This window comes from Nonomuraea sp. NPDC001684, from assembly GCF_053596515.1.
In genome coordinates this window covers 1-25,854 of the sequence record NZ_JBSFGJ010000030.1, presented here as the reverse complement: position 1 = coordinate 25,854, position 25,854 = coordinate 1, and the positions used below count along the sequence as shown (strand labels likewise).

At 69.0% G+C, this 25,854-nt stretch carries 27 protein-coding genes, 1 tRNA gene and 1 pseudogene; 14 read left to right on the top strand and 15 right to left on the bottom strand.

From position 1 onward, the window contains the following. Positions 1 to 54: 54 nt before the first annotated feature. Both ACWCSD_RS09170 and ACWCSD_RS09165 read right to left on the bottom strand, forming a co-directional pair. Complete coding sequence (locus tag ACWCSD_RS09170) at positions 55 to 996, bottom strand: DNA polymerase domain-containing protein (protein WP_449913817.1); 942 nt, start codon at positions 994 to 996, stop codon at positions 55 to 57. 44 nt (positions 997 to 1,040) lie between these two features. Further along, the gene (locus ACWCSD_RS09165; protein ID WP_387679509.1) at positions 1,041 to 1,877 is read right to left on the bottom strand and encodes a helix-turn-helix transcriptional regulator; all 837 of its coding nucleotides are present in this window, start codon (positions 1,875 to 1,877) and stop codon (positions 1,041 to 1,043) included. A 78-nt stretch (positions 1,878 to 1,955) separates the two neighbouring features. Between ACWCSD_RS09165 and ACWCSD_RS09160 the strand changes: the two genes are divergently transcribed. The 3 genes from ACWCSD_RS09160 (at position 1,956) to ACWCSD_RS09150 (ending at position 3,495) form a co-directional block, all read left to right on the top strand. Then, positions 1,956 to 2,720, top strand: a complete 765-nt coding sequence (locus ACWCSD_RS09160) for an SDR family oxidoreductase (protein WP_397154179.1) — start codon at positions 1,956 to 1,958, stop codon at positions 2,718 to 2,720. A 65-nt stretch (positions 2,721 to 2,785) separates the two neighbouring features. Next, positions 2,786 to 3,178: a CoA-binding protein gene (locus ACWCSD_RS09155; RefSeq protein WP_352319836.1), complete on the top strand. Its 393-nt coding sequence runs from the start codon at positions 2,786 to 2,788 to the stop codon at positions 3,176 to 3,178. A gap of 35 nt (positions 3,179 to 3,213) precedes the next feature. Beyond that, entirely contained in the window at positions 3,214 to 3,495 is a 282-nt protein-coding gene (locus tag ACWCSD_RS09150; protein WP_387679515.1) for a hypothetical protein, read from the top strand. Between the two features lie 2 nt (positions 3,496 to 3,497). On the opposite strand, the gene ACWCSD_RS09145 is transcribed toward ACWCSD_RS09150, so the two are convergent. Together ACWCSD_RS09145 and ACWCSD_RS09140 are read right to left on the bottom strand one after the other, a co-directional pair. Beyond that, positions 3,498 to 3,962: a hypothetical protein gene (locus tag ACWCSD_RS09145; RefSeq protein ID WP_449913815.1), complete on the bottom strand. Its 465-nt coding sequence runs from the start codon at positions 3,960 to 3,962 to the stop codon at positions 3,498 to 3,500. Between the two features lie 77 nt (positions 3,963 to 4,039). Beyond that, positions 4,040 to 5,434 carry a purine-cytosine permease family protein gene (locus tag ACWCSD_RS09140; protein ID WP_449913814.1) on the bottom strand — a complete coding sequence of 465 codons (1,395 nt, stop codon included), beginning with the start codon at positions 5,432 to 5,434 and terminating at the stop codon, positions 4,040 to 4,042. A 113-nt stretch (positions 5,435 to 5,547) separates the two neighbouring features. Here ACWCSD_RS09140 and ACWCSD_RS09135 point away from each other — a divergent pair, with 113 nt between their 5' ends. Further along, positions 5,548 to 6,951 (top strand): MFS transporter, encoded by a 1,404-nt coding sequence (locus ACWCSD_RS09135; RefSeq protein WP_397154185.1) that lies wholly within the window; start codon positions 5,548 to 5,550, stop codon positions 6,949 to 6,951. Between the two features lie 19 nt (positions 6,952 to 6,970). Here ACWCSD_RS09135 and ACWCSD_RS09130 read toward each other — a convergent pair whose 3' ends face one another. Then, positions 6,971 to 7,855, bottom strand: a complete 885-nt coding sequence (locus tag ACWCSD_RS09130; protein ID WP_449913812.1) for a cytochrome c oxidase assembly protein — start codon at positions 7,853 to 7,855, stop codon at positions 6,971 to 6,973. 256 nt (positions 7,856 to 8,111) lie between these two features. On the opposite strand from ACWCSD_RS09130, the gene ACWCSD_RS09125 reads away from it, so the two are divergent. Next, positions 8,112 to 9,452 (top strand): sensor histidine kinase, encoded by a 1,341-nt coding sequence (locus tag ACWCSD_RS09125; RefSeq protein WP_397154189.1) that lies wholly within the window; start codon positions 8,112 to 8,114, stop codon positions 9,450 to 9,452. 101 nt (positions 9,453 to 9,553) lie between these two features. On the opposite strand, the gene ACWCSD_RS09120 is transcribed toward ACWCSD_RS09125, so the two are convergent. Then, complete coding sequence (locus ACWCSD_RS09120; protein ID WP_449913811.1) at positions 9,554 to 11,362, bottom strand: bifunctional metallophosphatase/5'-nucleotidase; 1,809 nt, start codon at positions 11,360 to 11,362, stop codon at positions 9,554 to 9,556. A gap of 107 nt (positions 11,363 to 11,469) precedes the next feature. Between ACWCSD_RS09120 and mshD the strand changes: the two genes are divergently transcribed. Next, positions 11,470 to 12,378, top strand: coding sequence for a mycothiol synthase (gene mshD, locus ACWCSD_RS09115; protein ID WP_449913810.1), 909 nt, complete (start codon positions 11,470 to 11,472; stop codon positions 12,376 to 12,378). Positions 12,379 to 12,424: 46 nt separating this feature from the next. Here mshD and ACWCSD_RS09110 read toward each other — a convergent pair whose 3' ends face one another. From ACWCSD_RS09110 to dcd, 3 genes are all read right to left on the bottom strand, one after another. Then, positions 12,425 to 13,429: an inorganic phosphate transporter gene (locus tag ACWCSD_RS09110; protein ID WP_358289487.1), complete on the bottom strand. Its 1,005-nt coding sequence runs from the start codon at positions 13,427 to 13,429 to the stop codon at positions 12,425 to 12,427. A 5-nt stretch (positions 13,430 to 13,434) separates the two neighbouring features. Then, positions 13,435 to 14,052 carry a DUF47 domain-containing protein gene (locus ACWCSD_RS09105; protein ID WP_106243913.1) on the bottom strand — a complete coding sequence of 206 codons (618 nt, stop codon included), beginning with the start codon at positions 14,050 to 14,052 and terminating at the stop codon, positions 13,435 to 13,437. A gap of 236 nt (positions 14,053 to 14,288) precedes the next feature. Further along, the gene (gene dcd, locus ACWCSD_RS09100; protein ID WP_358289490.1) at positions 14,289 to 14,864 is read right to left on the bottom strand and encodes a dCTP deaminase; all 576 of its coding nucleotides are present in this window, start codon (positions 14,862 to 14,864) and stop codon (positions 14,289 to 14,291) included. 99 nt (positions 14,865 to 14,963) lie between these two features. Between dcd and ACWCSD_RS09095 the strand changes: the two genes are divergently transcribed. The 4 genes from ACWCSD_RS09095 to ACWCSD_RS09080 all read left to right on the top strand — a co-directional run bounded on the left by ACWCSD_RS09095 (position 14,964) and on the right by ACWCSD_RS09080 (position 17,126). Beyond that, a tRNA-Gly gene (locus tag ACWCSD_RS09095) sits at positions 14,964 to 15,037 on the top strand. A gap of 776 nt (positions 15,038 to 15,813) precedes the next feature. Continuing rightward, on the top strand, positions 15,814 to 16,239 hold the full coding sequence (locus ACWCSD_RS09090) for an SCO4402 family protein (RefSeq protein WP_397154195.1): 426 nt from the start codon (positions 15,814 to 15,816) through the stop codon (positions 16,237 to 16,239). 83 nt (positions 16,240 to 16,322) lie between these two features. Continuing rightward, positions 16,323 to 16,601, top strand: a complete 279-nt coding sequence (locus ACWCSD_RS09085) for a hypothetical protein (protein ID WP_449913808.1) — start codon at positions 16,323 to 16,325, stop codon at positions 16,599 to 16,601. Positions 16,602 to 16,676: 75 nt separating this feature from the next. After that, positions 16,677 to 17,126, top strand: a complete 450-nt coding sequence (locus ACWCSD_RS09080) for a hypothetical protein (protein WP_397154199.1) — start codon at positions 16,677 to 16,679, stop codon at positions 17,124 to 17,126. Between the two features lie 625 nt (positions 17,127 to 17,751). On the opposite strand, the gene ACWCSD_RS09075 is transcribed toward ACWCSD_RS09080, so the two are convergent. Then, positions 17,752 to 18,378, bottom strand: coding sequence for a DUF6518 family protein (locus ACWCSD_RS09075; protein ID WP_449913806.1), 627 nt, complete (start codon positions 18,376 to 18,378; stop codon positions 17,752 to 17,754). A gap of 794 nt (positions 18,379 to 19,172) precedes the next feature. Between ACWCSD_RS09075 and ACWCSD_RS09070 the strand changes: the two genes are divergently transcribed. Both ACWCSD_RS09070 and ACWCSD_RS09065 read left to right on the top strand, forming a co-directional pair. Beyond that, positions 19,173 to 19,763: an RNA polymerase sigma factor gene (locus ACWCSD_RS09070; RefSeq protein ID WP_449913805.1), complete on the top strand. Its 591-nt coding sequence runs from the start codon at positions 19,173 to 19,175 to the stop codon at positions 19,761 to 19,763. Beyond that, positions 19,756 to 20,736 carry a CU044_5270 family protein gene (locus ACWCSD_RS09065; RefSeq protein WP_449913803.1) on the top strand — a complete coding sequence of 327 codons (981 nt, stop codon included), beginning with the start codon at positions 19,756 to 19,758 and terminating at the stop codon, positions 20,734 to 20,736. Before ACWCSD_RS09070 ends, ACWCSD_RS09065 begins: the two co-directional genes overlap by 8 nt. Before the next feature lie 695 nt (positions 20,737 to 21,431). On the opposite strand, the gene ACWCSD_RS09060 is transcribed toward ACWCSD_RS09065, so the two are convergent. Both ACWCSD_RS09060 and ACWCSD_RS09055 read right to left on the bottom strand, forming a co-directional pair. Next, a complete protein-coding gene (locus tag ACWCSD_RS09060; RefSeq protein ID WP_449913801.1) occupies positions 21,432 to 22,739 on the bottom strand; it encodes an MFS transporter in 1,308 nt (435 codons plus the stop codon). Positions 22,740 to 23,285: 546 nt separating this feature from the next. After that, positions 23,286 to 23,465, bottom strand: a complete 180-nt coding sequence (locus ACWCSD_RS09055) for a hypothetical protein (RefSeq protein ID WP_397154207.1) — start codon at positions 23,463 to 23,465, stop codon at positions 23,286 to 23,288. Between the two features lie 381 nt (positions 23,466 to 23,846). On the opposite strand from ACWCSD_RS09055, the gene ACWCSD_RS09050 reads away from it, so the two are divergent. Both ACWCSD_RS09050 and ACWCSD_RS09045 read left to right on the top strand, forming a co-directional pair. Then, complete coding sequence (locus tag ACWCSD_RS09050) at positions 23,847 to 24,158, top strand: SCO4402 family protein (RefSeq protein WP_449913799.1); 312 nt, start codon at positions 23,847 to 23,849, stop codon at positions 24,156 to 24,158. 106 nt (positions 24,159 to 24,264) lie between these two features. Continuing rightward, positions 24,265 to 24,648, top strand: a complete 384-nt coding sequence (locus tag ACWCSD_RS09045; RefSeq protein ID WP_397154211.1) for a DUF5655 domain-containing protein — start codon at positions 24,265 to 24,267, stop codon at positions 24,646 to 24,648. 348 nt (positions 24,649 to 24,996) lie between these two features. Here the strand turns inward: ACWCSD_RS09045 and ACWCSD_RS09040 are convergent, their stop codons facing one another. The 3 genes and pseudogenes from ACWCSD_RS09040 to ACWCSD_RS09030 all read right to left on the bottom strand — a co-directional run. Beyond that, on the bottom strand, positions 24,997 to 25,251 hold the full coding sequence (locus ACWCSD_RS09040; protein ID WP_352323926.1) for a hypothetical protein: 255 nt from the start codon (positions 25,249 to 25,251) through the stop codon (positions 24,997 to 24,999). After that, a complete protein-coding gene (locus ACWCSD_RS09035; protein ID WP_397154213.1) occupies positions 25,248 to 25,454 on the bottom strand; it encodes a hypothetical protein in 207 nt (68 codons plus the stop codon). Before ACWCSD_RS09035 ends, ACWCSD_RS09040 begins: the two co-directional genes overlap by 4 nt. 71 nt (positions 25,455 to 25,525) lie before the next feature. Continuing rightward, positions 25,526 to 25,854: pseudogene (locus tag ACWCSD_RS09030) on the bottom strand (SMI1/KNR4 family protein); the annotation flags it as partial.

The following is a 25,854-nucleotide window of genomic DNA, read 5'->3' as shown; positions in this document are numbered from 1 at the left end:
GAAGCAGCCCTGAGAAGGTCTACCGGCCTACGCCAATGCGTCAATATCCGGACACTACGATGACTCGGCACGCCGGGCGCGGGCGCGACGCTTGCCCTCGTGCATCGCCTGGACGCGGGCCACCGGGATGGTGTGCCCCTCCGCGACCAGGTCGGCGGGCAGCTCGCGCGGCTCCGGCATGAGCTCGGCCCATGGGTCGCGCCCGCCGAGCAGCCCGGCCGCGTTGTGGATGGTGAAGTCGGCGGGCACGACCTGGTCGAGCTCGTCCCAGGGGACGGGGAACGAGACCGGCACGCCCGGCCGCACCCGCGGGCTGTAGGCCGACACGACCGTCGCGCCGCCGGCCCTGGTGGAGTCGATGAACACCTTGCCCGCGCGGTCCTCCCTGATGAAGGCCGTCGTGGCCAGCGCCGGGTCGAGCCGCTCGGCGCGGGCGGCCAGGGCCCGGGTGGCCGCGGCCAGGTCGTCCATGGCGGTGCCCGGCGGGACGGGGACGAACACGTGCACGCCCTTGGCCCCGCTGGTCTTGACCGCGCCCGCCAGCCCGGCGTCGCCGAGCGCCTGGCGGACGAGGTAGGCGGCCCGTACGGCGAGCGGGAAGGAGTCGTCGCCCTCGGGCGGGTCGAGGTCGAGGATCATGTGCGTGGGCCGGCCGTCCAGGAACAGCGCCGGGTGGTACTCGACGGCCCGCTGGTTGGCGAACCAGAGCAGGGTGCGCCGGTCGTCGCACAGCGCGTACGACACCTGCCTGCGGGACGCCTCGGCCCACACGCTGACCGTCCTGATCCAGGAAGGGGCGTATTTGGGCAGGTTCTTCTGCATGAAGGGTTCCTGGCCCGGCCGTACCCGCAGCACCGACAGCGCGCGCCCGCGCAGCGCCGGGACGATGCGGTCGGCGACCGCGTCGAGGTAGTCGACCAGGTCGCGCTTGGTGGCGCCGGACCCGTCGAACAGCGGCTGGTCGAGGTTGGTCAGGGCGACGTCATCGGCGGTCACCCGCCCCACGATGCCCACTGGCCCGCGCCCGGGTCAACCACGGCTCAACCACGGCCGGACCGGGCGAGCTCCCGCGAGGAGCCGATCTCCTCCCGCAGCCGGGCGACCACGCGGCCGGTGCCGGAGTCCGGGTCGGCCGTGTACATGACGATCGCCAGGTCGGGCTGGCCCGGCACGGCCAGGGTCTCGTACCCGAACTCCAGCTCGCCCAGCTCGGGGTGGCGCAGGCGCTTGGTCCCGTACGTCTTCTCGGCGACCCCGTGCTCGGCCCACAGGCGGACGAAGTCGGGGTCGGCCGACAGCTCGGCGACCAGCTCGGCCAGCAGCGGGTCCTCCGGGTGGCGCCCGGCGTACAGCCGCAGGTACGCGACCGTGTCGGCGGCCACCTCGGCCCAGTCGGGGTAGAGGGTGCGCGTGTGCGGCGCCAGGAACACCTGGAGGAGCTGGTTGCGCCGGCCGTCCGGGACGCCGGCGAAGCCGCTGACGCGGTCGGCCAGCGCGTTCCAGGCCAGCACGTCCATCCGGGGCCCGAGGACGAACGCGGGCATGCCGTCGGCCAGGTCGAGCAGCCTGCTCAGTCCGGGCCGCAGGACGGGCCGGCTCACGTGCCTGGCCGGCCGGAGCAGGTCGCGCAGGTGGGCGCGTTCGGTGTCGTCCATGCGCAGGACCCGGGCGACGGCGTCGAGCACGGCGTCGGAGACGTTCTGGACGCGTTCCTGCTCCAGGCGGATGTAGTAGTCGACGCTCACGCCGGCGAGCAGCGCGACCTCCTCGCGCCGCAGGCCGCTGACCCGCCGCCGCCCCGACGTGGGCAGCCCGGCGTCCGCCGGATGGATCCGGGCCCGACGAGAACGGAGAAACTGCCCCAAATCACCTTCCACCGCTTCAGGGTAGTACCGCCGTTACCAGGAAAAGCCGTGCGCTGGGTAAGTCCGTGCGGCTCGGCCAGGGTGAGAGGCATGACGAACTACGAGAACCTCTCGGGCCGCATCGCCGTCGTGACCGGAGCCGCCAGCGGCATGGGCGAGGCCACGGCCCGCCTGCTGGCCGCCAACGGCGCCAAGGTGGCCCTGCTCGCCCGCCGCGCCGACCGGCTGGCCGAGCTGGCCGCCAAGATCGACGCCGACGGCGGCACCGCGCTGCCCGTCACCGTGGACGTCACCGACGACGCGAGCGTGGCCGCCGCCGTGGAGGTCGTCCACACCGGGCTGGGCCGGGCCGACCTGGTCGTCAACGCGGCCGGCGTGATGCTGCCCAACCCCGTCCAGGACGGCCGCCTCGACGAGTGGACGCGCATGCTGGACACCAACGTCGCCGGCGTGCTCCGCGTCACCGGCGCCTTCGCCGCCGACCTGCTGGCCGCCGCCGACGCCGGACGGACGGCCGACCTGGTGAACATCTCCTCGATCGGCGCGCACGTCACGTTCCCCAACTACGCGGTCTACGGCGCGACCAAGGCCGCGCTGACCCACCTGTCGGCCTCGCTGCGCCCGGAGTTCGGCCCGCGGGGCGTGCGCGTGACCAACCTCGAACCCGGCCTGACCGCGACCGAGCTCGGCGACCACATCGACAACGCCGAGCTGGGCGCGCAGCTCGCCGGGATGTTCGAGGCGTTCACCCCGCTGACCGCCGACGAGATCGCCGACCTCATCGGCTACACGGTCAGCCGGGCCCGGCACGTCAACCTGCGCCAGGTGGTCGTGCTGCCGACCGCCCAGGCGTAGGCGGGAAGCCCGCGCGCGTCCGGCGTGTTGACGCCTGCATGGACGATCGTTTCGCGGATGAGCGCGTGATCAGGCAGCTGCTGCACGAGGCCGGGACGTGGGTGTTCGTGGGGCTCGGCGACGACCCGCAGCGCACGGCCTACGACCAGGCCCAGCGCATCCAGGCGCGGGGCAAGAAGATCATCCCGGTCCATCCGGCGGGCCGGCCGGTCCTGGGCGAGCCGGGGTACACGTCGCTGGCCGAGGTGCCGGTCAAGCCCGACGTGGTGGCGGTCTACCGGCGTTCGGAGTTCGCCGGCCAGGTCGTGGACGAGGCCATCGCGGCCGGCGCGAAAGCGGTGTGGCTGCCCATCGGCGTGATCGACGAGGCGGCCGCCCAGCGCGCCCTCGACGCCGGGCTCGACGTCGTCATGGACCGCTGCCCCGCGGTGGAATGGGCGTTGCGCCGCAATCCCTGATCGCGAGGTACGGTGCGGTGAGGGAGGGCGGATCCATGGAAGACGACCACATCACCACGATCGGCACGTGCTTCGCGTGCAAGCGCACGTTCCCCTACACCACCGCGAACGTCACCATGATCACCATCGACCCGGAGACCGGCCTGCCTCCGGACCGGACGGTGCTCGGCACCCAGCGTGAGCCGGCCCCGGAGGCCCTGGCCCGGTCGGTGCCCGAGCCCGTCTGCCCCGACTGCCTGACCAGGGCGCGCGAGTTCAAGGAGCGCATGAGCTCCCCCGCGCCGTTCGAGACCTGGCGCCGGCCCGAGCCGAACTGACCTCAGCCGGCCGGCGGCCGGGCGCTCCCGGCGCAGAGCTCCTGGTAGGCCAGCGCCAGCAGGGTCACCACCGCCGTGCCCGCGGCGGGCCCCACGACGAGCGCCGCCGACAGCTCGCCCGCGTGCCAGCCCGCCGCCGTGATCGCCGCCGACGTCAGCACCGTGACGCCGAACGTCGCCGCCCACAGCGGCAGCAGCCGCAGGTAGGCGAACACCAGCGGGAACGCCGCCCACACGAACGGCGCCGCCGCCACCGCGAGCACGGCCCAGCACGCGGTCACCAGCCCCAGCCACACCCGCCCGAGCATCGGCCGCGGCGGGCCGCCCTGGATCGCCTGACCCAGGCCGTAGAGCAGCCCGAGCAGCACGCCCCCGGCGGCCTCGGCGGACCGCTGCTCGCCCAGCACGGCCAGCACGGCGATCACCAGCGACGCCCAGAAGGCGCCGTGGACGGACCACCTGAGCAACCGCAATACGGAAGACATCCACGGAAAGTCCATAACTGTTCACCAACAGTAACGGAAGCTCCCCGGTGCTGAGAAGGTCAGCGGCGGCGCAGGGTGAGCACGAAGTACAACACCCCGGCCAGCAGCAGCGCGATGACCACGCCGATGTTGGCCGCCCCGAACGTGCTGTTCCGCAGCTCGTCGCTCATCAGGAACCCCACGACCGCCGCGATGTGCTCGTCCGCGGACGTGATCAGGCCGATGCCCACGACCGAGGCCACCACCAGGGAGACCAGCCCGGCCGGGTTGAGGGCGGGCGCGCCGGGACGCAGCAGGCGCTCGTCGTAGGCGCGGCCGCCGTCCCGCAGCCGCCACATGTCCACCAGGAAGATCGCCACCCAGGCGGCCATCACCACGCCGATGATCGCCAGGAACGCCTGGAAGGTGCCGAAGAAGTTGTCGGAGACGAACAGCAGGTAGTAGCCGCCGAGCACCATGAGGAACCCGTCGATCAGCACCGCCAGGTGCCGTCTGACCGGCACGCCGAGGGCCAGCATCGACAACCCCGACGAGTAGATGTCCATGATCGCCCCGGCCAGGAAGCCGCCGATCGCGGTCAGCAGGTACGGCAGCAGGAACCAGGTCGGCAACGCCGCCGCCAGCGCGCCCACCGGGTCGCCGCCCGCCGCCTCGGCCAGCTTCGGGTCGCCGCCGGCCAGCAGCACGCCGAACACCAGCAGCACCATCGGCGGCAGCGCGCCGCCCAGCGTCGTCCACAGGGCCACCGACCTGGGCCGGGAGCCGGCGGGCAGGTAACGGGAGTAGTCGGCGCCGCAGTTGACCCAGCCCAGGCCGAGCAGGGTCATGGAGAGGATGACGCCGCCCACCCAGCCGCCGGGGCCCGCCGTCGTCTCCAGCGAGCCGCCCAGCCTGGGCAGCATGAGGATCAGGTAGACGACGGTCAGCACGACGAACGCGTACGTCAGGTAACGCTGGACGACCATGATCATGGCGTGGCCGTACACGCCGACGGCGATCACGACCAGCGCCGCGACGGCGAAGCAGCCGGCGGTGGCGGTCGTCTCGGGGATCCCGGGCGCCACGCGGCGCAGGATGGCGGCCCCGCTCTGCGCGGAGAGCGTGACGAGCACGATCTCCCAGCCCACGTTCGACACGTACGACAACGCCGCGGGCAGCTTGTTGCCCTGGTACCCGAAGGGCGCCCGGCCCAGCGTCATCGTCGGCACGCCGGACCGGCTGCCCGCGACGGCGACCAGGCCGACCAGCAGGAACGACAACGCGTACCCGACCGCGCCGGTCACGACGGCGGGGACGACGCCGAGGCCGAGCCCGACGACGTACACGCCGAACGCCACCCCGAACAGGGACAGGTTCGCCCCCGCCCAGGGCCAGAACAGGTCGGACGGTCTTCCCCGCCGCTCGCTGTCGGGGACGGCGTTGATGCCGTTCCGCTCCACGGCCATCGTGTCCATGATCACTTGCTCCTTCGCGGGGGGCCGGCAAAGAAATCATTGTCCGCCTAGGACGATATTTCCCACCCTGGGGGGAATCATGATCGCTGCCGCTGTTCCGCAGAGAGGTCGCGATGCAGGCACCCGGTTCCGACACGCGCAGGCGGGCGCTGGGCGTGTGCCTGGTCGCGGCGTTCATGTCGGGCCTGGACGTGAGCATCGTCAACGTCGCCCTGCCCTCCATCCGCGCGGGCCTGCACGCCTCGGACGACGGCCTGCAGTGGACGCTGTCCGGCTACGCGCTCACGTTCGGCCTGCTGCTGGTCCCGGCCGGGCGGATGGGCGACGCCAGGAGCCGCAGGACGCTGTTCATGTGGGGCGTGGTGCTGTTCACGGCGGCCAGCGCGGCCTGCGGCTTCGCCTGGAGCATGCCGGTGCTGATCGCGGCCCGGCTCGTGCAGGGCATGGCGGCCGGGATGCTGAACCCGCAGGTGTCCGGCCTGATCCAGCAGATGTTCCTGGGCCACGAACGCGGCCGGGCCTTCGGCGCGCTCGGCGCGACCATCGGCGTGTCCACCGCCGCCGGGCCGCTGATCGGCGGCGCGCTGGTCACCGGGTTCGGGGCCGCGCAGGGCTGGCGATGGGTGTTCCTGGTGAACCTGCCCATCGGGATCGCGCTGCTGCCGCTGGCCTGGAAGTGGCTGCCCGAGCCCGCCCCCGGGCCGGTGCGCACCGGGCGGCGGGAGAGCATGGACCCGGTCGGCGTGCTGCTGCTCGGCGTGGGCGTGGCGACGCTGCTGCTGCCGTTCATCCAGCAGCACCAGTGGAAGGGCGAGGCCAAGTGGCTGCTCGTGCCGGCCGCGCTGCTCGTGCTGGCCGGGTTCGTGCTCTGGGAACGGCTGTACCCCAGGGAGCCGCTGGTGGACCTGTCGCTGTTCGCCAGGCGGTCCTACAGCCTCGGGTCGGCCATCGCCCTGTTCTACTTCGCCGGGTTCACCGGGATCTTCTTCGCCTTCACCCTGTACCTGCAGAGCGGCGAGGGCTACAGCGCGCTGCTGGCCGGGTTGTCGATCACGCCGTTCGCGCTGGGGTCGGCCGGGTCGTCGGTGGTGGGCGGCAGGCTCGTGGGCCGGGCGGGCAGGAAGCTGGTCGCGGTGGGGCTCGGGACGGTGATCGCGGGCCTGCTGGCGACCATGGTGGCGACGCTGCTGGTGCCGGGGGCCGGCGTGGGCGCGGCGACCGCGCTGCCGCTGCTGGTCGCGGGCATCGGCAGCGGCCTGGTGATCTCGCCCAACCAGGCGATCACGTTGTCGGAGGTGCCGCCCGCCGGTGGCGGCAGCGCCGCCGGGGTGCTGCAGACCGGGCAGCGGCTCGGGTCGGCGATCGGCATCGCGGCGGCGGGCTCGGCGTTCTTCGGCTCGCTGCCGCAGGGCTGGCCGACGGCCTTCCGGCACGGCCTGTGGGTGGTGCTGGGGTTCGTGGTCATGGCGCTGGCCGCCGCCCTCTACGACCTCTTCCGCTCCCGCGCCGCCCACTGACCGGGCTGCTGCCGGGCGGTTACAGGTCGGCGGGGTCCGGATCGTCCTCGTCGCCGTACTCGGCGGGGGTGAGCGGGCCGCGCGTCCTCGCCGGCTCGCGGTCGGGGACGCGGACTCGCCGGACGGGCTCGGGCTCCCCCGGCACCCGGACGGTCAGCCCGGGGGCGAGCAGCTCGACGCCGGCGTGCTCGGGAGTGCGCCGGACCCGCCAGGACGCCGCCAGGGCCAGGGCGAGCAGCAGCTCCGCGGCGCCCCCGCCGTAGAACATGATCTCCGCCGCGCCCCTGAGCTGGTCGGAGGGCACCGGCAGGTCCAGCCATCCGGCGTACATCACCTGGGACAGGCCCGCGTGCACGGCGACCGCCACCCCGACCACGGCCAGCCGCACCGGCACCGGCGGGCGGCGCGGCGCGGGGTCGGGCCCGGCGACGACCCAGGCGAACAGGTATCCGGTCAGCAGGAGGTACGCGTGCACCGGCGGCGCGGGGACGAGCCCGTACAGGGGCGTGCAGGACAGGGCCGCCATGCCGCCGGCGCCGAGCGCCAGCGCGGTCCACGGGTTGGCCGGCAGGCGGACGGCAGGCCCGCGGAGCGACAGGGTCAGGCGGCGGGCCTGCGCGACCGGCAGCGAGCGCAGCAGCAGCGTCACCGGCGCGCCGAGGGCCAGGAACAGGGGCGCCGGAATGCCGATCAGCAGGTGCTGCAGCACGTGGCCGCGGAAGTCGGTCGCGGCCAGCGCGGCGACGGGGTCGGTGAGCGCCACGGTCACCAGCGCGCAGCCACCGGCGAAGCTCGCGGTACGCCACCGGCTCCACGCCGTCCGCCCGGCCAGCACCACGTACGTCACCAGCACGACGAGCGCCGGCGCGGCCCAGAACCCGCTCAGGTGGTGAGCATGCGGCACAGATCGATCACCTCGCCCATGTGTCGCGGCAGCCGCCCGGCGAGGACCGGCGGCCTGCCCGTGGCGCCTCCCACGTGATCCACTATTCGAGCGGGACGCCGGGCCGGCCCGGCGGGACACCCCTCTTTGCGGGCCGCTTGCCGAATCTCGATCCGGGGTTTTCCCCGCTCGAGTCTCCATGGGTAGGTCTCAGGGGATGGCGAAAAGGCTCTTTCCCCGCTCGATCCGCGGGCGCCTGACCACGCTCGCGACATTGGTGGCGGCAGTGGTCCTGGCTGTCACGGGCACGCTCGCCCTCACCCTCGGGCCGGACAACCTGCACGGGCTGGTGGAGACCCGGGTGGAGCTGGCCGTCCGCAGGGTGGCCAGCGAGGCCCGCGCCGGGCAGCTGCCCGCGACGCTGGAGGCCCCGGCCCGGGTGCAGCTCCTGCAGGTGATCGACGCCGACGGACGCGTGCTGGCCACCAGCCCCGGCCTGCACCACGGCCAGCGGCTGTCCGGCATGCGGGTGGACAAGCCGGAGACCCTCTACAGCGCCGAGAGCACGCTCACCGGCCTCCGGGACGAGAAGGAGGCCCAGTACCTGATCATGGCGATGAAGGTGCGCACCCCCGACGGCCGGCTCGTCACGGTGTACGGCGCCTCCTCCCTCAGCGACGTCAACCGGGCGCTGTCCTGGCTGAACGCGGTGGTGTTCCTCGGCACGCCCATCGCCCTGGTGATCGTCGCCGGCATCACCTGGGTCGTGGTCGCCTCCGCGCTGCGCCCGGTCGAGCGCATCCGCGCCGAGCTGGCCGAGATCACCGGCCGCGACCTGAGCCGGCGCGTGCCCGTCCCCGAGACCGGTGACGAGATCACCGACCTGGCCGCCACCACCAACCACACCCTCGACCGTCTCGAACGCTCGGCCGAGACCCAGCGCCGCTTCGTCGCCGACGCCTCCCACGAGCTGCGCAGCCCCATCTCCGCCCTGCGCACCCAGCTGGAGGTCGCCAACGCCTACCCCGACGAGACCGACTGGCCCGCCACCGGCGCCCGCGCCCTGGCCGCCGCCGAACGCCTCACCGGCATCATCGACGAGCTGCTCCTGCTGGCCCGCCTGGACGCCGGCGCCATCCCCGACCGCCGCGTCGTCGACATGTGCCGCCTGGCCGAGGAGCAGGTACGCCGCCGCGCGGGCGGCAAGATCCCCATCGTCGTGGACATGTGCGCCCACGCGCCCGTCCTCGGCTCGCCCGTCCAGCTCGACCGGCTGCTGACGAACCTGCTGGACAACGCCACCCGGCACGCCGCGCACCGGATCGACCTCAAGGTGTGGGTGGAGGGCGACCACGTCTATGTCTCGGTCACCGACGACGGCGACGGCATCCCGCCCGCCGACCGCGAGCGCGTCTTCGAACGCTTCACCCGGCTGGAGGACGCCCGCCGGAAGGAGAAGGGCGGCAGCGGGCTCGGCCTGGCGCTGTCCCGCGAGATCTGCGCCTCGCACGGCGGCACGCTCAAGGTCGTCGACCACGAGCCGGGCGCCCGCCTGGTGGCCTGTCTGCCGCTGTACCGCGAACAGGAACGCCCCGCCGACTCACCGCACCGGTCCTGACGTCCGGCTCACCGCACCGGGTCCTGGCGTCCGGACGCACGCCGTCGCGCTCTGTCCGGACGAGCCGGAGGGCCCGCACGGCGGGACCTCCGGCCCGGAGATCACTTGATCATCGTGATGCGGTCGGCCGCCGACGGGCTGATCGGCGAGTGCGCGGTCAGGTACGCCGTGAACGCGTCGAGGTCGACCGGTCCGCTCCACGTGTCCGTGCTCTGCGTGAACACCGAGAAGCCGTCACCGCCGCCCATCAGGAAGTTGTTCGCGGCGATCTTGATCGACTGCGTGTCCGTGACGGGGGCGCCGTTGAGCTTGACGTCCGACACGCGCGACCCCACCGGCTTGGTGGTGTCGAAGGTGTAGGTCAGCGACGACGACACCTGGAGCAGCCGGTGGTTGATCGCGCCCGTCGCCGGGTTGGGCGTCCAGACCTGCTGCTCCAGCAGCGCCTTGAGCTGCGCGCCCGTGTACGTGCGCACCTGCACGATGTTGCTGAACGGCTGGACGGCGAACGCCTCGCCGTAGGTGACGACGCCGTCGCCCTCGGCCCCCGACTGCGCGTACGTCAGCGAGGTGCGGATGCCGCCCGGGTTCATCAGCGCGATCTCGGCGCCCGCCGGCTTGGCCGCCTCCAGCTGGGAGTCGGCGATGAGGTCGCCGAGCGGCGTCTCCGGCCTGGTGGTCGCGGCCGAGGTGTTGGTGACGACGTTGGTGATGTCGCCGGTGATCGAGCCGATCTTGCGGTTGGCCACTTCGGCGCTGCGCGTCCGCCACGTCTGGACCTGCGCCTCGACCTGCGGGTCCGGGGTGACCGTACGGGCGACGACCTTGTTGTCCGCGGTGACCGAGGAGCGGACCACGTCCTGGGTGCGCTTGTCGACCCGCAGGTCGATCTGGGTCAGCACGCGGCCGAACGACGAGCCCTGCGTGTAGTAGCGGTCCTGGCCCGCCGGGTCCTTGGTCTTGCAGATGTAGGCCTGGTGCGAGTGGCCGCTGATGACCAGGTCGATCTGCGGGTTCAGCTCCCTGGCGATGCGCGAGCCGGCGTTGGCGGTGTTCGCCGAGCACGCGTCCGGGCTCTGGTTCGGGGTGGTCGAGTCGCCCTCGTGCATCAGGACGACCTGCGCCTTGACGCCCCTGCGCGCCAGGTAGGCCGAGGCCCGGTTCGCCGCGGCGACCTCCTCGGTGAACTGCAGGCCCTTGATGCCCTCGGCGGTGACGATGGTCGGCGTGGTCGCCGTCACCAGGCCGATGAAGCCCACCTGCACGCCGTTGATCTTCTTGACGTAGAACGGCGGCAGGGCGTACTGGCCGGAGCCCTCCTTGAGGACGTTGGCGGCGAGGAAGTCGAAGTCCGTGCCCTTCCACTGGCCGGCGGGCGAGCAGCCGTCCACCGGGTGGCAGCCGCCGTTCATGAGGCGCTGCAGCTCGCCGTACCCCTCGTCGAACTCGTGGTTGCCGGCCGCGGTGGCGTTGAGTCCGAGTGAGCCGAGCACCTCCAGGGTGGGCTCGTCGTGGTAGGCGGCCGAGATGAGCGGGGACGCGCCGATCAGGTCGCCCGCCGCCACGAGCAGCGTGTTCTCGGTACGCGCCTGCTTGACGTACGTCGCCAGGTACGACGCGCCGCCGGCGATCGAGTACTTGCCGCCGGGCAGCCCGGTCAGCGAGCCGTCGGCGTCGACGAGGGGGCCGTCCGGGTCGAGGATGCGGCTGGAGGAGCCCGACGGCGGTTCGAGGTTGCCGTGCAGGTCGTTGATGCTCAGCAGGCGGACCGGGACGGTCGGCCCGCCGTTGCCGGTTCCGCGATCGGCCGAGCCGCTGGTCGCGGCGACCGCGGGCGCCATGGCCAAGGCGATCCCGGCCGCGGTGGCGGCGCCGGCCGTGCACAGCCGGAGGAGGGTGCGTGACGTCATGAGAGGGACGTTACGACGTCTCCCTATGCAACGAATGTCGCAAAGGTAACGATTGACCGGGGCAGCCCATGGCATTGTTCGCCATTGGTACGCCTAGAGTTCCTTATGTGGGTGCACATGTGAAGATCTGCGAACGGCTCGACGACGACGAGGTCTCCCAGGTTCTCCGCATCGTCGAGGCGGCGACCGAGACGGACGGGGTCCGCCCGCTCAACGAGCACGTGATGCTCCATCTCCGGTACGGCGGCGACCCCCGTGCCCGCTCATTGCTGCTGCACGCCGACGACGGCGCGCCCGCGGGCTACGCGCACGTCGACCCGACCGACGAGGTCGAGGGGCCGAGCGCGGAGCTGGTCATCCATCCCGCCTACCGGCGACAGGGCCACGGGACGCGGCTGCTGCGGGCCGTGCTGGAGCTGACCGGCGGCAGGGTGCGGCTGTGGGCGCACGGCGATCACGCCGGCGCCGGGGCGCTGGCCGCGTCGTTCGGCTTCGACCGGGTGCGCTCGCTGTGGCAGATGCGCCGCTCGCTGTTCGCCCCGCTGCCGCCCTACACGCTTCCGGAAGGTGTGGAGCTGCGCACGTTCGTCCCGGGCCAGGACGAGGAGGCGTGGCTCAAGGTGAACGCCGCCGCCTTCGCCCACCACCCCGAGCAGGGCGCCTGGACGCTCGACGACCTGCACCGGCGCGAGCGCGAGCCCTGGTTCGACCCCGAGGGCTTCTTCCTGGCCGTCCGCGGCGACCGGCTCGCCGGCTTCCACTGGACCAAGATCCATGGCTCGTCCGAGCACGGCCACGAGCCGCTCGGCGAGGTCTACGTCGTGGGCGTCGACCCCTCCCAGCAGGGCACCGGCCTGGGCCGGGCGCTCACCCTGGCCGGACTGACCCACCTGCGCTCGCGCGGCCTCGCCCACGCGATGCTCTACGTGGACGAGGCCAACACGGCCGCGATCAGGCTGTACGAGTCCCTGGGCTTCGCCCGCTGGGACGTGGACGTGATGTACGCCGGCGGATAGCCCCCGGCGCCCCACTCCACGTCACGCCCTGCTCCACCGTCGGGCCCTACTCCACCATCAGGTGGAGGACGCCGTAGGCCAGCGCCGCCACGAGGGCCGCCGCCGGGATGGTGAGCACCCAGGCGGTCACGATGTTGCCGGCCACGCCCCACCGCACGGCGCTCAGCCGCTTGGTCGCGCCGACGCCCATGATCGCCGTGGTGATGGTGTGGGTGGTGGAGATCGGCGCGCCGAACCCGATCGCGGCTCCGTACAGGACGGTGGCCGCGGCCGACTCGGCGGCGAACCCCTGGGGCGGGTCGAGCGCGATGATCCGCCGGCCGAGCGTGCGCATGATGCGCCACCCGCCGGCGTACGTGCCGAGCGAGATCGCACCGGCGGCGCTCAGGATGACCCACTGCGGGATCCCCTCGCCGGGGCTGGCGTACCCGCCGACCGTGAGCGCCAGGAAGATGACGCCCATCGTCTTCTGCGCGTCCTGCAGGCCGTGCCCGAGCGCCATGGCGGCGGCCGAGACGGTCTGCGCGTAGCGGAAGCCGCGGTTGGTCCTGCCCGGCTGGCTGTTGCGGAAGATCCAGTAAATTGCGATCATGATCAGCGCGGCGAGGCTGAACCCGATCAGCGGCGACAGGATCATCGGGATGACGACCTTCTCGACGACGCCGTCCCAGTGCACCACGCTGGCCGAGGCCAGCGCGGAGCCCACCAGGCCGCCGATGAGCGCGTGACTGGAGGAGGAGGGCAGCCCGAAGTACCAGGTGATCAGGTTCCAGACGATCGCGCCGATGAGCGCCGCGGCCACGACGACCAGGCCGTGCGGACCGTTGGGAGCGTCGATGATCCCTTTTCCGACGGTCTGCGCCACCTGAGTGCCCAGGTGGGCGCCGATGAAGTTCATCGCCGCGGCCATGAACAGCGCGGCCCTGGGGGTGAGCGCCCGGGTCGAGACGGAGGTCGCGATGGCGTTCGCCGCGTCGTGGAACCCGTTGGTGTAGTCGAAGGCCAGGGAGATGACGACCACGCCGATGACGAGGGCGAGCGTGAGGTCCACTGGGCCTAGCTTTCCTTGACCGCGATCGACTCGACGGTGTTGGCCACGTGCTCGAAGGCGTCGGCGGCCTCCTCCAGGGCGTCGACGACCTCCTTCATCTTCATGACGGTGAGCGCGTCGTACTCACCGCTGAACAGCTTGGCCAGCAGCCTGCGGTAGACCTGGTCACCCTGGTTCTCCAGGCGGTTGACCTCGATCCAGTACTCGTTGAGGTTCTTCATGGAACGCAGCCGGGGCATCGCCTCGGCGGTCAGCTCGGCGGCGCGTTCCAGGACCTCGACCTGCCGGACCACGTCTTTGGGGAGATGGTCGATCTGGTAGAGGACGATGAGGTCGGAGGCGGCCTCCATCGCGTCCATCACGTCGTCGAGGTTGGAGGCGAGGCGGTAGATGTCCTCACGGTCGAACGGAGTGATGAAGCTCTCGTTGAGCCGGTTCATGATCGCATGGGTGCGTTCGTCACCGGCGTGCTCGCAGGCGCGCATCTTCTCGGCCAGGGCTTCCCTGTCCGATCCGTCACTGATGATCTCGACCAGCAGACGGGATGCCGTGACCAGGTTGTTCGCGGAGTCGGCGAACAGGTCGTAGTAGCTGTCCTCACGTGGCGTGAGACGCAGGCGCACGTCGTTCTCCAGATGTGCGGGGATGGTCCGTGGAAGAGGGTACGGGTTACCAGGCGAAATGCGAACTTCATGTCTCCTTCGCCTTCTGGCTACCCTGCGTATGTTGTGCGACACCGGCGTCCGGAGTAGTTTGGCCGCTTTTTGCAGGGAAATCCGGCCGGTGACGTGGCCTGTTGTGGGGTGTGCGGAGGGCTCATCCTTCCGCGACGTTCCCTAAATGTTCACCTGTTGTTCACTCAAATCTTCGTCCGGTGGAAGTTCCTGAACGACCGGGACGGAGTCGGGCCCCGCTGCCCCTGATACCGGGACTCGTACTTGGCCGATCCGTACGGGTGCTCGGCGGGCGAGCTGAGCCGGAACACGCACAACTGCCCGATCTTCATCCCCGGCCACAGCTTGATGGGCAAGGTCGCCACGTTGGACAGCTCAAGCGTGACGTGCCCGCTGAACCCGGGATCGATGAACCCGGCGGTGGAGTGCGTCAGCAGGCCCAGCCGTCCGAGCGAGCTCTTCCCCTCCAGCCGCGAGGCCAGGTCGTCGGGAAGCGTGATCACCTCATAGGTGGAGGCCAGCACGAACTCCCCCGGATGCAGGATGAACGGCTCGTCACCGGCCGGCTCGACCATCCGCGTGAGATCCGGCTGCTCCACGGAGGGGTCGATATGGGGGTACTTGTGGTTCTCGAAGACACGGAAGTAGCGGTCGAGCCGTACGTCGATGCTGGACGGCTGGATCATGTCCTGGTGGAAGGGGTCTAGGGCGAGCCGGCCGGAGTCGATCTCAGCAAGGATGTCACGGTCAGATAGCAACACGGTGAGCCAACTTACCGTCCCGGCCGGAAAAGGTGGGGCGTTGGGTTTGCTGTTGGGGGGCAAGTTTCCGCTACAGTGGGGACGCGTACTTCGGTTCGTGCGGGTGTAGTTCAATGGCAGAACATCAGCTTCCCAAGCTGACAGCGCGGGTTCGATTCCCGTCACCCGCTCCAACTCCTCAGCACTCCGCCTCTTTGAGGGCTCCCTGAGCAGACGCCACCCACCCGTTGCATGGTTACCCGGTGGGCCTGCCGATGCCCGCCCCTGACCGGCCTCGCTTCGCTCGGCCTGCCTTCCTGAGGCTTCGCCAGATGGCGAGGGGCTACCGCCCCTCGAACTCCCCGCCGCGCGGCCTGCGTCTTCGCCTCCTCCACGAGCTTGCTCAGAGGTCGACGATGTGCCCGGCATGCTCCGTCGCAATGCCTGGTCGATCAATGCTTTTAGTCCGCGATGGTGGCCTGACTGCGCAGTGACCAGTCAGGCGCGCCAAGCAGAGGGTCGCCGAGCCGGGACTCCGACGCACCCGATCAGGACCCACGGAAGCTACACCCTGATCGGAAAAACGCGCACGAATGCTTGCATCCTGCAACCCGGATGCCGCCCACGGCCATCTCACCTGTGCATGGCCGTCGCGTACATCTGAGGAGGGCCTTCGCCCGAGTACCGGTTCAGCTCTCCTCCTGGATGACCGGTTCCACCCAGCGGATGGAAGCCGCCGCAGGGGTGGCAGCCGGATCCGTCATGGCCACCAGCTCCCGCCGGCTGGGAGTACTGGGGTTCCTGAGGAGATGCCCGCAGGGCCTCCAGACACACCGCAGCTGGCCGAACGAAGGAACGGCGGCCTGTTCGGCAGCAAGAAACGACTCGAAGAGGAGAACGCCCAAGTACGGCAATGGGTGGAGCGCCTGGGCAACGCGACATCTACAGGCCCCCAAGTAGCTTGGCGTCCGTGGAGGAAGAACATCCGGGCCAACAGCCCGTGCAGTGGCCAGAGCGACGCAAGGACGTGCTCGAATCACTACGAGCCCTGAGTGACCGCGACTACCAGGACCAACACGGGCGATCCGGGAAAGGACGGCCGGACCTCACCGCTGCCGTGCACTGGCTCATCGACGACACCTCCATCGACCAACACGGCGCACGAGCCCTGATCCCCCATCTCTTCTTCGATCAACGAGAAGCCGACCTCGTGCAGACGGTGGTCGACGCCCTCTTGCACGTACTCGATGATCTCGGCCCAACCGCTCCGGACAACGCGTATCTCGACCATCCTGAATGGACCAACGTCCTGAACTCGGCTGGCGCCGCCTACCTCGCCTTGTCCTCCGACAAGCACGGCTCAAGACGAAACTCCGCGCAACGCCCTTGCACATAGGAGCGTCAGGCGGGGAAGGTGCGCGCGGGCCGCAACAAATCTATAGTGGCGGAGCTTCACACCCTACGTACTGAGGTCTTCACGTGGACCACCTGATCGGAATGCTGTATCAGACAATCCCCCTAACGCTGGGTGGAGTCATCTTCGTCGCCTTGTTCTTGGCGTTTCGACGCACGCAGCGGCACGCCCACTATCTCCTGTGGCCGGCAGCCGCCTGGTTCCTGGCTGCGTTGGACGAGTGGTACATGAGTACCTACCAGCCGGAGATGAACATTCGAATCGACGCTCTACCCTGCTTAGCGCTGATGGCCATCAGCACATTGACCTGCGTTCCAATGGCCTTCATTCGTCGGCGGGCGTAGTCAAATCGCACCACAGGCCCGGCAGGGCAGGATCGGCAAGCAGGAAGACAGACACACAGGCGGTGAAGCGGGTTGGTGATCGGGAGCTACCGGGAACTGTTCTCCGCGCTCCGTAAGCGGCCACTCATGTTTCTGCCTCGGGCGGATTTCACCAGCGTCGTTGCGTTTGTCGCAGGCTGTGATCAGGGAAACGCGGGCACCCTGCTCACCGGCTTCCGGGAATGGCTGGTGACCCGTGTCGGGTGTGGGGACAATCTGGTCTGGTGGAGCCTCGTTCTGCGTCTGACCGAGCCGGAAGGCACGAAGAGCGCGCGCGACATGGATGCCGACACTGACGCCCGCGCCGTCGAGACGCTGCTGCAATGCCTGGATGACTTTCTGGCATTAAGTGAGGAGCACGACGGACTGCGTAGGATCTACGCCGCTCACCAGGCATGGCTCGACGCTCGCGAGCTCCACCACTGCCTCGCATCAGGAGCAGCGGCGTGCCCGGCCGTGGATTGGCCGAGGCCACCGACCGAATGATGGGCCCTGGTTTCGGGGACAAGGAAAGATCACGACTTTGATCGCGTGCCAGATCCGTGCCAGAACAGACAGGGAGCCGCGGTCACTCACGGAAACTCACGGCTGCTCGACCCACTCTGGCCTGCACCCCCGTTTTCTCAGCACAGCAAGATCAGTAGATGGTTCCCAAGCTGACAGCGCGGGTTCGGTCCCCGTCACCCGCTCCACATGCCCCAGGTCACGGAGTGAATCCCGACCCGGACCTTGATCATTTCTAGAGCTGTCAGCCGAACTTGCTCAGTCCTGCGGCTTGCGCCAGATGATGCTGTAGCGCAACAGAAGGCGACGGCGATACTGGGAGCCAGGCAGCATCTCGGCGGACAACGCTCGGCACGGTCCGTCTCAGTGCGCGGGCGAGCATGCCCTCGCCGCAATCTACGTCGAGGGCGCGCTGAGGACCATCAGGGATCGCGCGCAGGATGCGGGGGGTAATGGATGTTGTGGTTCCAACGTCTGCGGTTCTCCACGGTCATGTGTCGATCCTGCCGGACAGCCGTTGGCGGATCCCTCTCAGACCCCCTAGCCAAGTGAAGCGCGTGATCGGCCAGGAGACGGGCCCCACTGTGCCTACGGCCTGCGATCCACCTCATGCCGTCACGTACTGAAGTGGGAATCCGACGACCAAGTACGCCAGTGGCGCGAGGGCCAGGGCCGTCAGCAGGGTCGGCATCCGCTCTCTTTGCCGGCGTGCCATCACCAGCGGTACAAGGACCAGGACGGCCAGACAGGCCCATGCCTGCGGAGCGTAATGCAGGACGAAGGCATAGAGGATGCTTTCCATCCCGAAGACACCTCCCAGCGCGGCGAGCCCTATGACACGGTTACGGGTGGTGCGTCCGTTCCACCACCACAGCCCAGCCACACCGAACAACGGGCCGCTGATGACCGCCATCACAAGCCACACCAGCGGATAGGTGAGGCTGCCCATGCCGTCCCGGCCGAACTCCGCGTACCCGTAATACCCAACGACCAGGCCGATCGAGGCACACAGGCCGGCGACGGCGGCTGACCGCGCTGACGCCCAACCGGCAAGCAGGGCGCCGACGACGAACGCTGGGACACACCAGACAGCACCGGAGTTGGCGACCTGGTTCCAGGCGCCTGGAAGCCAGCCCTGAGCAAGATTGGTGACAACACCGAATCCCAGGCCTGCCAGCAGTGCGGATGCGCACCAGACGCTGAGCTTTGCGATCGGCCCGAAGCGGCTGCTCATCAGGAAGATCCCCCTGTCTTCCCTCGCTGGACACCGGCGGGTCGCAACCCTATATGCAAGCCATACATGCTGTGCCTAGTTGATGATCACGTCGTCACCGCAAGATCCCTCACTGACAAACCAGCACGATGTACTCACAGGCAACCACCCCTTAGCGGCGCTGTTGATCGCGCCATTGGGGAAGTGGTCGCGATCACTGCATGCCAGATGCATGCCAGAACGGACGGTGATCAACGGCGAGTCGCAGGGACTCACGGCCACTCGACCAGCCTTGACCTGCCTCCCCATTTCCCCAGCTCAGGACGGCAAGATCAGTAGCCCATTCCCAAGCTGACAGCTCGGGTTCGGTTCCGAGGGTGTTCCCGGTGTGACGAAGGTCTTGGAAGTGAAAGCCGCTGAGCTTGGCCCCCTCGGGGCCGACGAAGACGTGCCCGTCGTCGGACTGCTCGGCGTAGGTCTCCATGCGTGCGCGAGGGTCTGCACCGCAGGTCAGAGATTGTTGGACAGCAGGACGAGTGACGCCCTGCAAATCGTCGGCACTCCGATTTTGGGAGCCAACGGGCCGTACGGCTCCGGACCGAGTTGGATTGATCTGAACAGGCGACTCGGTCACGACCTGCGGGGCGAACTGGCCTGAACGGCTCTGGACATCCTTTGGGAACCTTCCGATCAGATGTCGCGGGTCGCGTCGCGATCTGATCGCTGCGTGACGCAGATCACATCCCCTGACACGAACTCGTGCCGCCCCCTCGGGCGAAAGCTGCTGAACCACCGCTCAGGGATTGGAGCACCATGTGACCGATGACGAATCCGACAGGGCTGTCGACGCCGAGCTGATACGGCGGTCGGAGCACGACCCGGAGTCCTTCGCCGACCTGTTCGACAGGCACGCGCCCGCACTACGGCGTTACGTTGCCCGGCGGCTGGGCCCCTCTCTTGCCGACGACATCGTCTCCGACGCCTTTCTGACCGCTTTTCGGCGCCGTGGCCGCTATGACATGAGCCATCCTGACGCACGGCCTTGGCTGTACGGCATCACCGCTCGGCTCATCAGCCGACACAGACGTGTGGAGGTTCGGTTCTACCGGGCGCTGGTCCGCAGCGGCATCGACGAGATCGTCGAGCCCTACGCCGAGCGTGTCGATGACCGGGTCGCCGCACAGCAGGCCGGTCTGGCGGCTGCGCTGGCAAAGCTGTCACCCGGTGATCGGGAGGTGCTGTTACTCGTGGCCTGGGCCGACATGTCATATCAGGACGTGGCCCGTGCACTGGATATCCCGATCGGCACTGTCAGATCCCGCCTGAACCGAGCCAGGACGAGGACACGCCAGGCACTCGGCGGATCCGACCCCGCGATGGCCCGAGAGGAGTCTTTCGATGGATGACCTGCGATCGTTGCACGAGTGGCGTGCCGAGGTCCCCGAGCCCGGCCATGAGTGGATCACCTCGGAGCGCCGGCGGCTGCTGAAGCGGATACGGGGGCGCAGGCGATCAGTGGGGCGCCGGCTGCTTGCGATCGGGGCGCTGGTGGCCGCCGCCTCGGTCGCCGTGGCCACCCTATGGCCGCAACCGCCCGCTCAGGGGCCGGCGGCTACACCCTCAGTCGTTCGGCTCGACTCCAGCGTGGTGCTGGTCCGCGCCGCCGATGTGGCGAGCAGGCGTAGGAGCGCCCAGGTGCCGCTGCCGACGCAGTGGCACTACACCAAGACTCTGGACAAGCAGCCGAACTCAGAGACGACCAAGACCCAGGAACAATGGCTGCGCTATGACGGCAGGCAGGCCGCCTCCCTCGGCGAGGACGGCCGGCTCACCGTCGGCAAGGAACACAACCCGCTGGATCCCGGCGATGACGACCTGTCGCCGCAGCAGTACGACGCCAAGCTGCGCAAGCTGCCCACTGACCCGAGGAAGCTGCTGGTCAAGATCACAGGTGATCGTCACTGGATCGAGGGAGCCCGCGAGGAGGGGGTGCCCAAGAGCGTCGAACCCGCCGACGCCCGCGCTTATCGCGTGATCATGCTCTACCTGAGCAGGTACGGCACGATGCCACCACGGCTGGAGGCGGCCATGTTCCGCGCTCTGGCGCTCATTCCCGGCGTCCGGATCGAGCAGGGCGTGAGCGACGCCGCCAATCGCAGTGGGCTGGGCGTCTGGCTGGAGCGCCCCGGCGATGCGCGGCCCTTCCGCCAGTACGAGATCCTGGATCCGGCCACCTATCGCTACCTGGGAACTCGGACGGTCTGGCTGCGCGATGCGTTCATGCCTGGCAGCAGCGAGCCCACCACCCGCAAGGGAGCGGTGTGGAGCACGGCCTTGCTGACGTCGGTGATCGTGGAACGTCCCGGTCAGCGGGGCTGAGCGCTCACCCGTGGGTGGGAAGCACGCAAGCATGAGGGCGGGCTTGGGGCCTGTTCGTCGTGCGCGGCCGCATGAGCCAGGACGGTGGACGGCATGCACAGAGGCGCCGGGCTTGGCGTAATGGCGTCGTGACCAGCGTCGTCGCGGGCTCCCAGGCTGATGATCAAAGCTACTGGCGTACAGGATTTGAGAGCATGAAGCGGCTCGGTCCGATCGCATGTGTGTTCCACCGCAGGCCACGAAGCATCGCACAGCCAGAGTTCCGCTCCACCTTCATCCGCTTGTTGCGGGAGCCACGTAGAGAGCCACCGGGGCGGACGACCATGAACCGAGCCGAACGAACCTGAACAGCGGGGCGAACGATCCCGAATGGCCTTGGATATCGTTCGGGGACCTACGGATCAGAAGGTGCGTGCCCGTTGCGTGCCCGTACGGTCGGCGATCACCGGGGAGTCACGGGGGTTGGACCGGCATCCGCCCAGGTCAGCGTTCTTCCCATGCTGACAGCGCGCGTTCGATTCCCGTCACCCGCCCCATGAGGAAGCCCAGGTAGGCCGATCGAGTCGGCGCCTGGGCTTTGATCTTCCTTGGGGTTCTGGTCCACGACATCGCGATGCGGCAGGGCAGTTGCTCCCCGGCGGGGATCGTTCTCTGGACAGGGAATGACGAGGCCGGCATTCGAGCGTCTTCAGCGCCTATTCAGGCACCTGCCCAGCATGTGCGCCCGGCCCTACGGCGTCGTGTCCGGCTGGGGTGACTTCCCCGGTGAAGCTGCGCAACTCTCGGCTGAGCGCGGCTATGGCGGCGGTCATGCCGATTAGACCGCCCAGGATGACGAGCGCCGCCGCGCCGCCCAGTGCCGCGGCCAGTGCTCCGCCGAGGACCGGGCCGAAGGGTTTGAGCGCCATGCTGCCCATGCTCAGGATCGCGCCCATCCGGCCGAGCATCTCTTCGGGCACCATCCGTGCGATCACGACGTTCAACACCACGTTCAGCGAGGGTGTGGACAGGGTGATGAACACCAAGGGAACCATTGGCCACCACGCTCCCCATGGCAGCGCCGTGGCCGCCAGCGCCGCGCCGAAGACCGTCAGGACGACCAACAGCAGTTTGCCGGGCGGGAGGAGCTTTCCGATGCGTCCCGACAGCAGCGCCCCGGCCAGTCCGCCGATGCCAAGGCCGGCCAGGACTGTGCCGGTGGTGAGCGCACTGCCACCGCGCTCGCCGACAAGCACGATCAGCGGGATCAGGAACGCCCCGCCCAGCAGGTTGAGGACCATCACCGCCGCAGTGACCTCCCTCAGGCCCCGCCGGCGCCACAGCCAAGTGATGGCCTCAACCGCCTCCCGGCGCATGCCACCCCGGATCGGGGGCTGCTCCTCGCCGTCCTCTCGTGTGGAGGTCCGCGACTCGTTCGCCGGGCGGCGCGGCACCTTCGCCAGAGCGTAGAAGATCGTGGCGGCAAGGAAGGTGATGGTGTCGACGACGAAGGGCACCGCACGCCCCAGGCCGTAGAGCAGGCCACCAAGCGGAGGACCGGCCAGCCCGGCGGCATGGGTGCGGGACTCCTCTTGAGCGTAGGCGCTGTGAAGTTGGCTCGTGGGGACGATCCCGCGAACGGCCGTGCCCAGGACCGGCTCGATGAACGCGGCGCACAGCGCGTCGAGTACCGCCAGCGTGACGAAATGCCATACCTGCACCTGGTCGGTGAGGACCAGTGCTGCCAATACCGCTGAGACGACAGCCTGAAGACCCTGGGCGGATATCAGCGTACGGCGACGGTCCCACCGATCCACCCAGACGCCGGCGGGTATCTGAACCAGAAGGAAGGCTACGGTGCGGACTCCGGCAACGACGCCCGCCAATCCCGGGGAACCGGTGAGCGCGAGCACCAGCAGCGGCATGGCCAGTCTGGTGAGCTCTGACCCCAATTCAGACACCGCGCTGCCGATCCACAGCAATTGGAAACGCACGTTCCTGCGCAGCGGGACGATGTCGGTCACGGGTCATCTTCCTTGGGTCGGGGGTGTGACTCCGGGCCTGCGGCGCCGTCTCCGGGTGAGGCAGGGCTGCCGCTGCGGTTCAGCCTTCGAACAGGCGCGACCCGAGGCGAGACCCGGAGAAGATACTCATCAGGCATGACGCTGTCTACCGAATATCGCGGGCGGGCCATGCGCTCTTGCGCGCCCGAAGCGGAGCTCGTGAAAAGAGTTCGGCGGTCAGTCAGATCAGCGACGTGCCACGTTGCCTTGCAGAACTTCATGGGAGCCACCAGGGCGATCGACCTGGCCCGCTTCCCCCTCGGGCGGGTCGACGGCAGACGGGTTACCCAGGTGGGCGGGGTGCGACTTAGGCCGCAACATGGTCAAATGAACATGCTTGACTTGAGTGCCTACAGAAGGTCGCAAATGCATCCCCGATGGCCAGTCGGCAACGCGGCTTGGGCGGCAGCTGCCCTTACATGCCACTTGAGGGATCTGTACTTCGAGGACTGGCCGGCGTCGCATGTTACAAGTCAGTTGACGCGCCACGTGGTGTCGTGGGGCTTATCACGAGGCTGGGACGCCGAGTTGGAAGTGCCCGCCGCCGCCACGCACCCCGACAATCCCGAGCGGCAAGGTTTCCTTGACGTAGTTCTTCGGCGCCCGTTGGGCGGGGACATCGTGATCGAGATCGACCGGGCGAACAAGCAGTGGTCCCTCGTCAAGCTTCGGGCGGAGGTCGAGCATGGAGCCATTGCCGTTTGGCTGCGCTGGCACCGGCCCGAGACGGCTGTGGTGTCAGATGGGATCGGATTAGTCCCAGTCAAGACTGAGACACGTCGTAGAGACGGGGTCAGGCTCTTCAGCAGAGGCTACGTGTCATCCAGCACCGTACGGATACCTGGTCACGAGGTGATGGCGGCGCTCCGAGGGACGTGCCCAGTCCCGACGGCCAAGGGACGCCCCTGCCGCGGAGCCCCCGACATCAGGGGGTTCTGTCCGACGCACGATGGAACGGTGGCTTGCGGCGAGCCAACTGAGGACGGCCAACTGTGCCTCACGGCAACCAATGACGGAGGGCCTTGCAGCCGTCACCGCCGAGTTCGGGCGGAGCAGTAGCCGTGCCCGATGCGTGCCCGTTGGCAGAGCGGTCGTCACTGGTCAGGTCCCGTCTCCTCCGACAGGCCCCATAGGCAGCCACAGCGACACCGAACTCACTCGGCTCACCATCCCGCACGAGCACTGATCCCCCATCTCTTCATTGACCAACGAGAAGCCGACCTCGTGCAGACGGTGGTCGGCGCCCTCTTGCAGGTGCTCGATCACCTCGGCCCTACCGCTCCGGACAGCGCCTACCTCGACCATCCTGGGTGGGTCAACGTCCTGAACTCGGCCGGCGCCGCCTGCCTGGCCTTGTCCTCCGACAAGCACGGCTCGTGACGAGACTTCGCGCAACGCGCTCTTGCACGTAGGAGCGTCAGGCAGGGGGGTCCGTACGGGTTCGCAGCCCGAAAACCGTCGCCACCGCCTGCTACTTTCTCGCTCCATGAATCATGAGACCTGGACGATCGACGATCACCTTGACGGCAAGCCCGACACATCGGTGGCCCTGTACCGCGAATTCGTCAGGTTGGTCGAGGCGTGCGGCCCCTTCACGTACGCGGTGTCCAAGAGCATGATCACCGTCAAGGGAACACGTCGTGGTTTCGCCGGAGCAAAGCCGGACGCGCGAGGGCTCCGAGGCTATTTCGACATCCAGCGCACGATCAGCGACGACGCTCGCATCACCAGCGTGGCTCCGTACACGAAGCGGCTGTACGTTCATTCCTTCCGAGTCTCTGATCTCGCTGAGCTTGATGAGGAATTCGCCGGCTGGCTCCGCGAGGCGTACGGAGTGGGTCAGGGCGAACACCTGGGCGCTTCACGATAAGGCCAGCCCCGACACGAGCTGTGAGGTCCCTGGTCGTCAGCTCACCGTCGTGCGCTCGGATCAGAGCCGGCTCATCACGTCGGAGGTTTCCTGCCGTGGCAAGGTACGAGTAGGTCGCATTGAAGCCGATCGGGTGGTAGCAGCCGACTGCGCACCTCAGCGCGCAAAGCGTCTCCTGTGAGGAAGGTCGCGGACGCGTCTGGCGTATGTCCCGAAACCCACAGCACCTCCTCGTCCCGGCAGTCATCAATGCGGTTGCCAAGCTGCCGGTGCGGGTTGGATTCCCGTCACCCGCTCCACGATTCCGTCTCTGTGGCGTTTCAGTCGTCGCCGAAAAAAGCGCCTGGTTTATTCGTCGTCCTCGTCACCCGTGTAGGCCTCGTACAGTTTGCGGCGGAGGAGGTCGGTTCGGACGGTGAGGGCGCCGAGGAGTTCCTCGTCGCTCAGCCCGTCCGTGGTTCGGAAGGCCCATGAGGAATGGCCTTCCTCGTCGAGGCACTTCACGAGGACTATCGCGCCCAGAGCGGTCCATCCTTCGGGAAGCGGGTAGACGTCGAGGCCGTTCAGGGCCTGGCCGACGGGGACTTCCCTTTCCTCTGTCACTGAGCCTCCTGATGGCTGATGGCGGCACGAACCGGGATGTGCTGCTCAAGCGCGTCGCAGCAAGCAGCGAAGCCGCCGTGCCGGGGGCACTCGACCTCGCCGACTCGCGGGCAGTAGTAGATGTCCGGACAGCCGCAGTCGAAGAACACGGGCAGGGGGTCAGGCAGGGCGGCCACGTTCCAGATGATGTGCCGCCGGTTCACCGCTGCGCAACCGCTTTAGTCTCCAGGCCAGAGCCCTCTCGCTGTTGCATCCCGGTTTCGGGAAGGGCGCCTCAGTCGGCCAGCCGCCGCTCAGCCGACTCCCATGGCCGCATTTCGCCGTCTTCGTCGGCGTCTTCTTCGTACCAGCCCGTTTCCGAGAGCCAGGTCTCCAGCCAATCGGTCAGGCTCTCCGAGTCGACATACCAGGCGTGGTGCCAGTCGTCGCCGATCCCGTTCGGTTCGAAGAGCAGTACGGCGGCCTCGGGGCTGCGGCAGTCCACGGCGGCGTACATGCCGCACCCCCAGTCCAGGATGGGCAGCACGTCCGCCGGCCAGTGCGCGTCCGTGCCGGGCCCTGAGGTCTCCCGGACCTCGCGGTATTCGCGCACGACGGTACGTC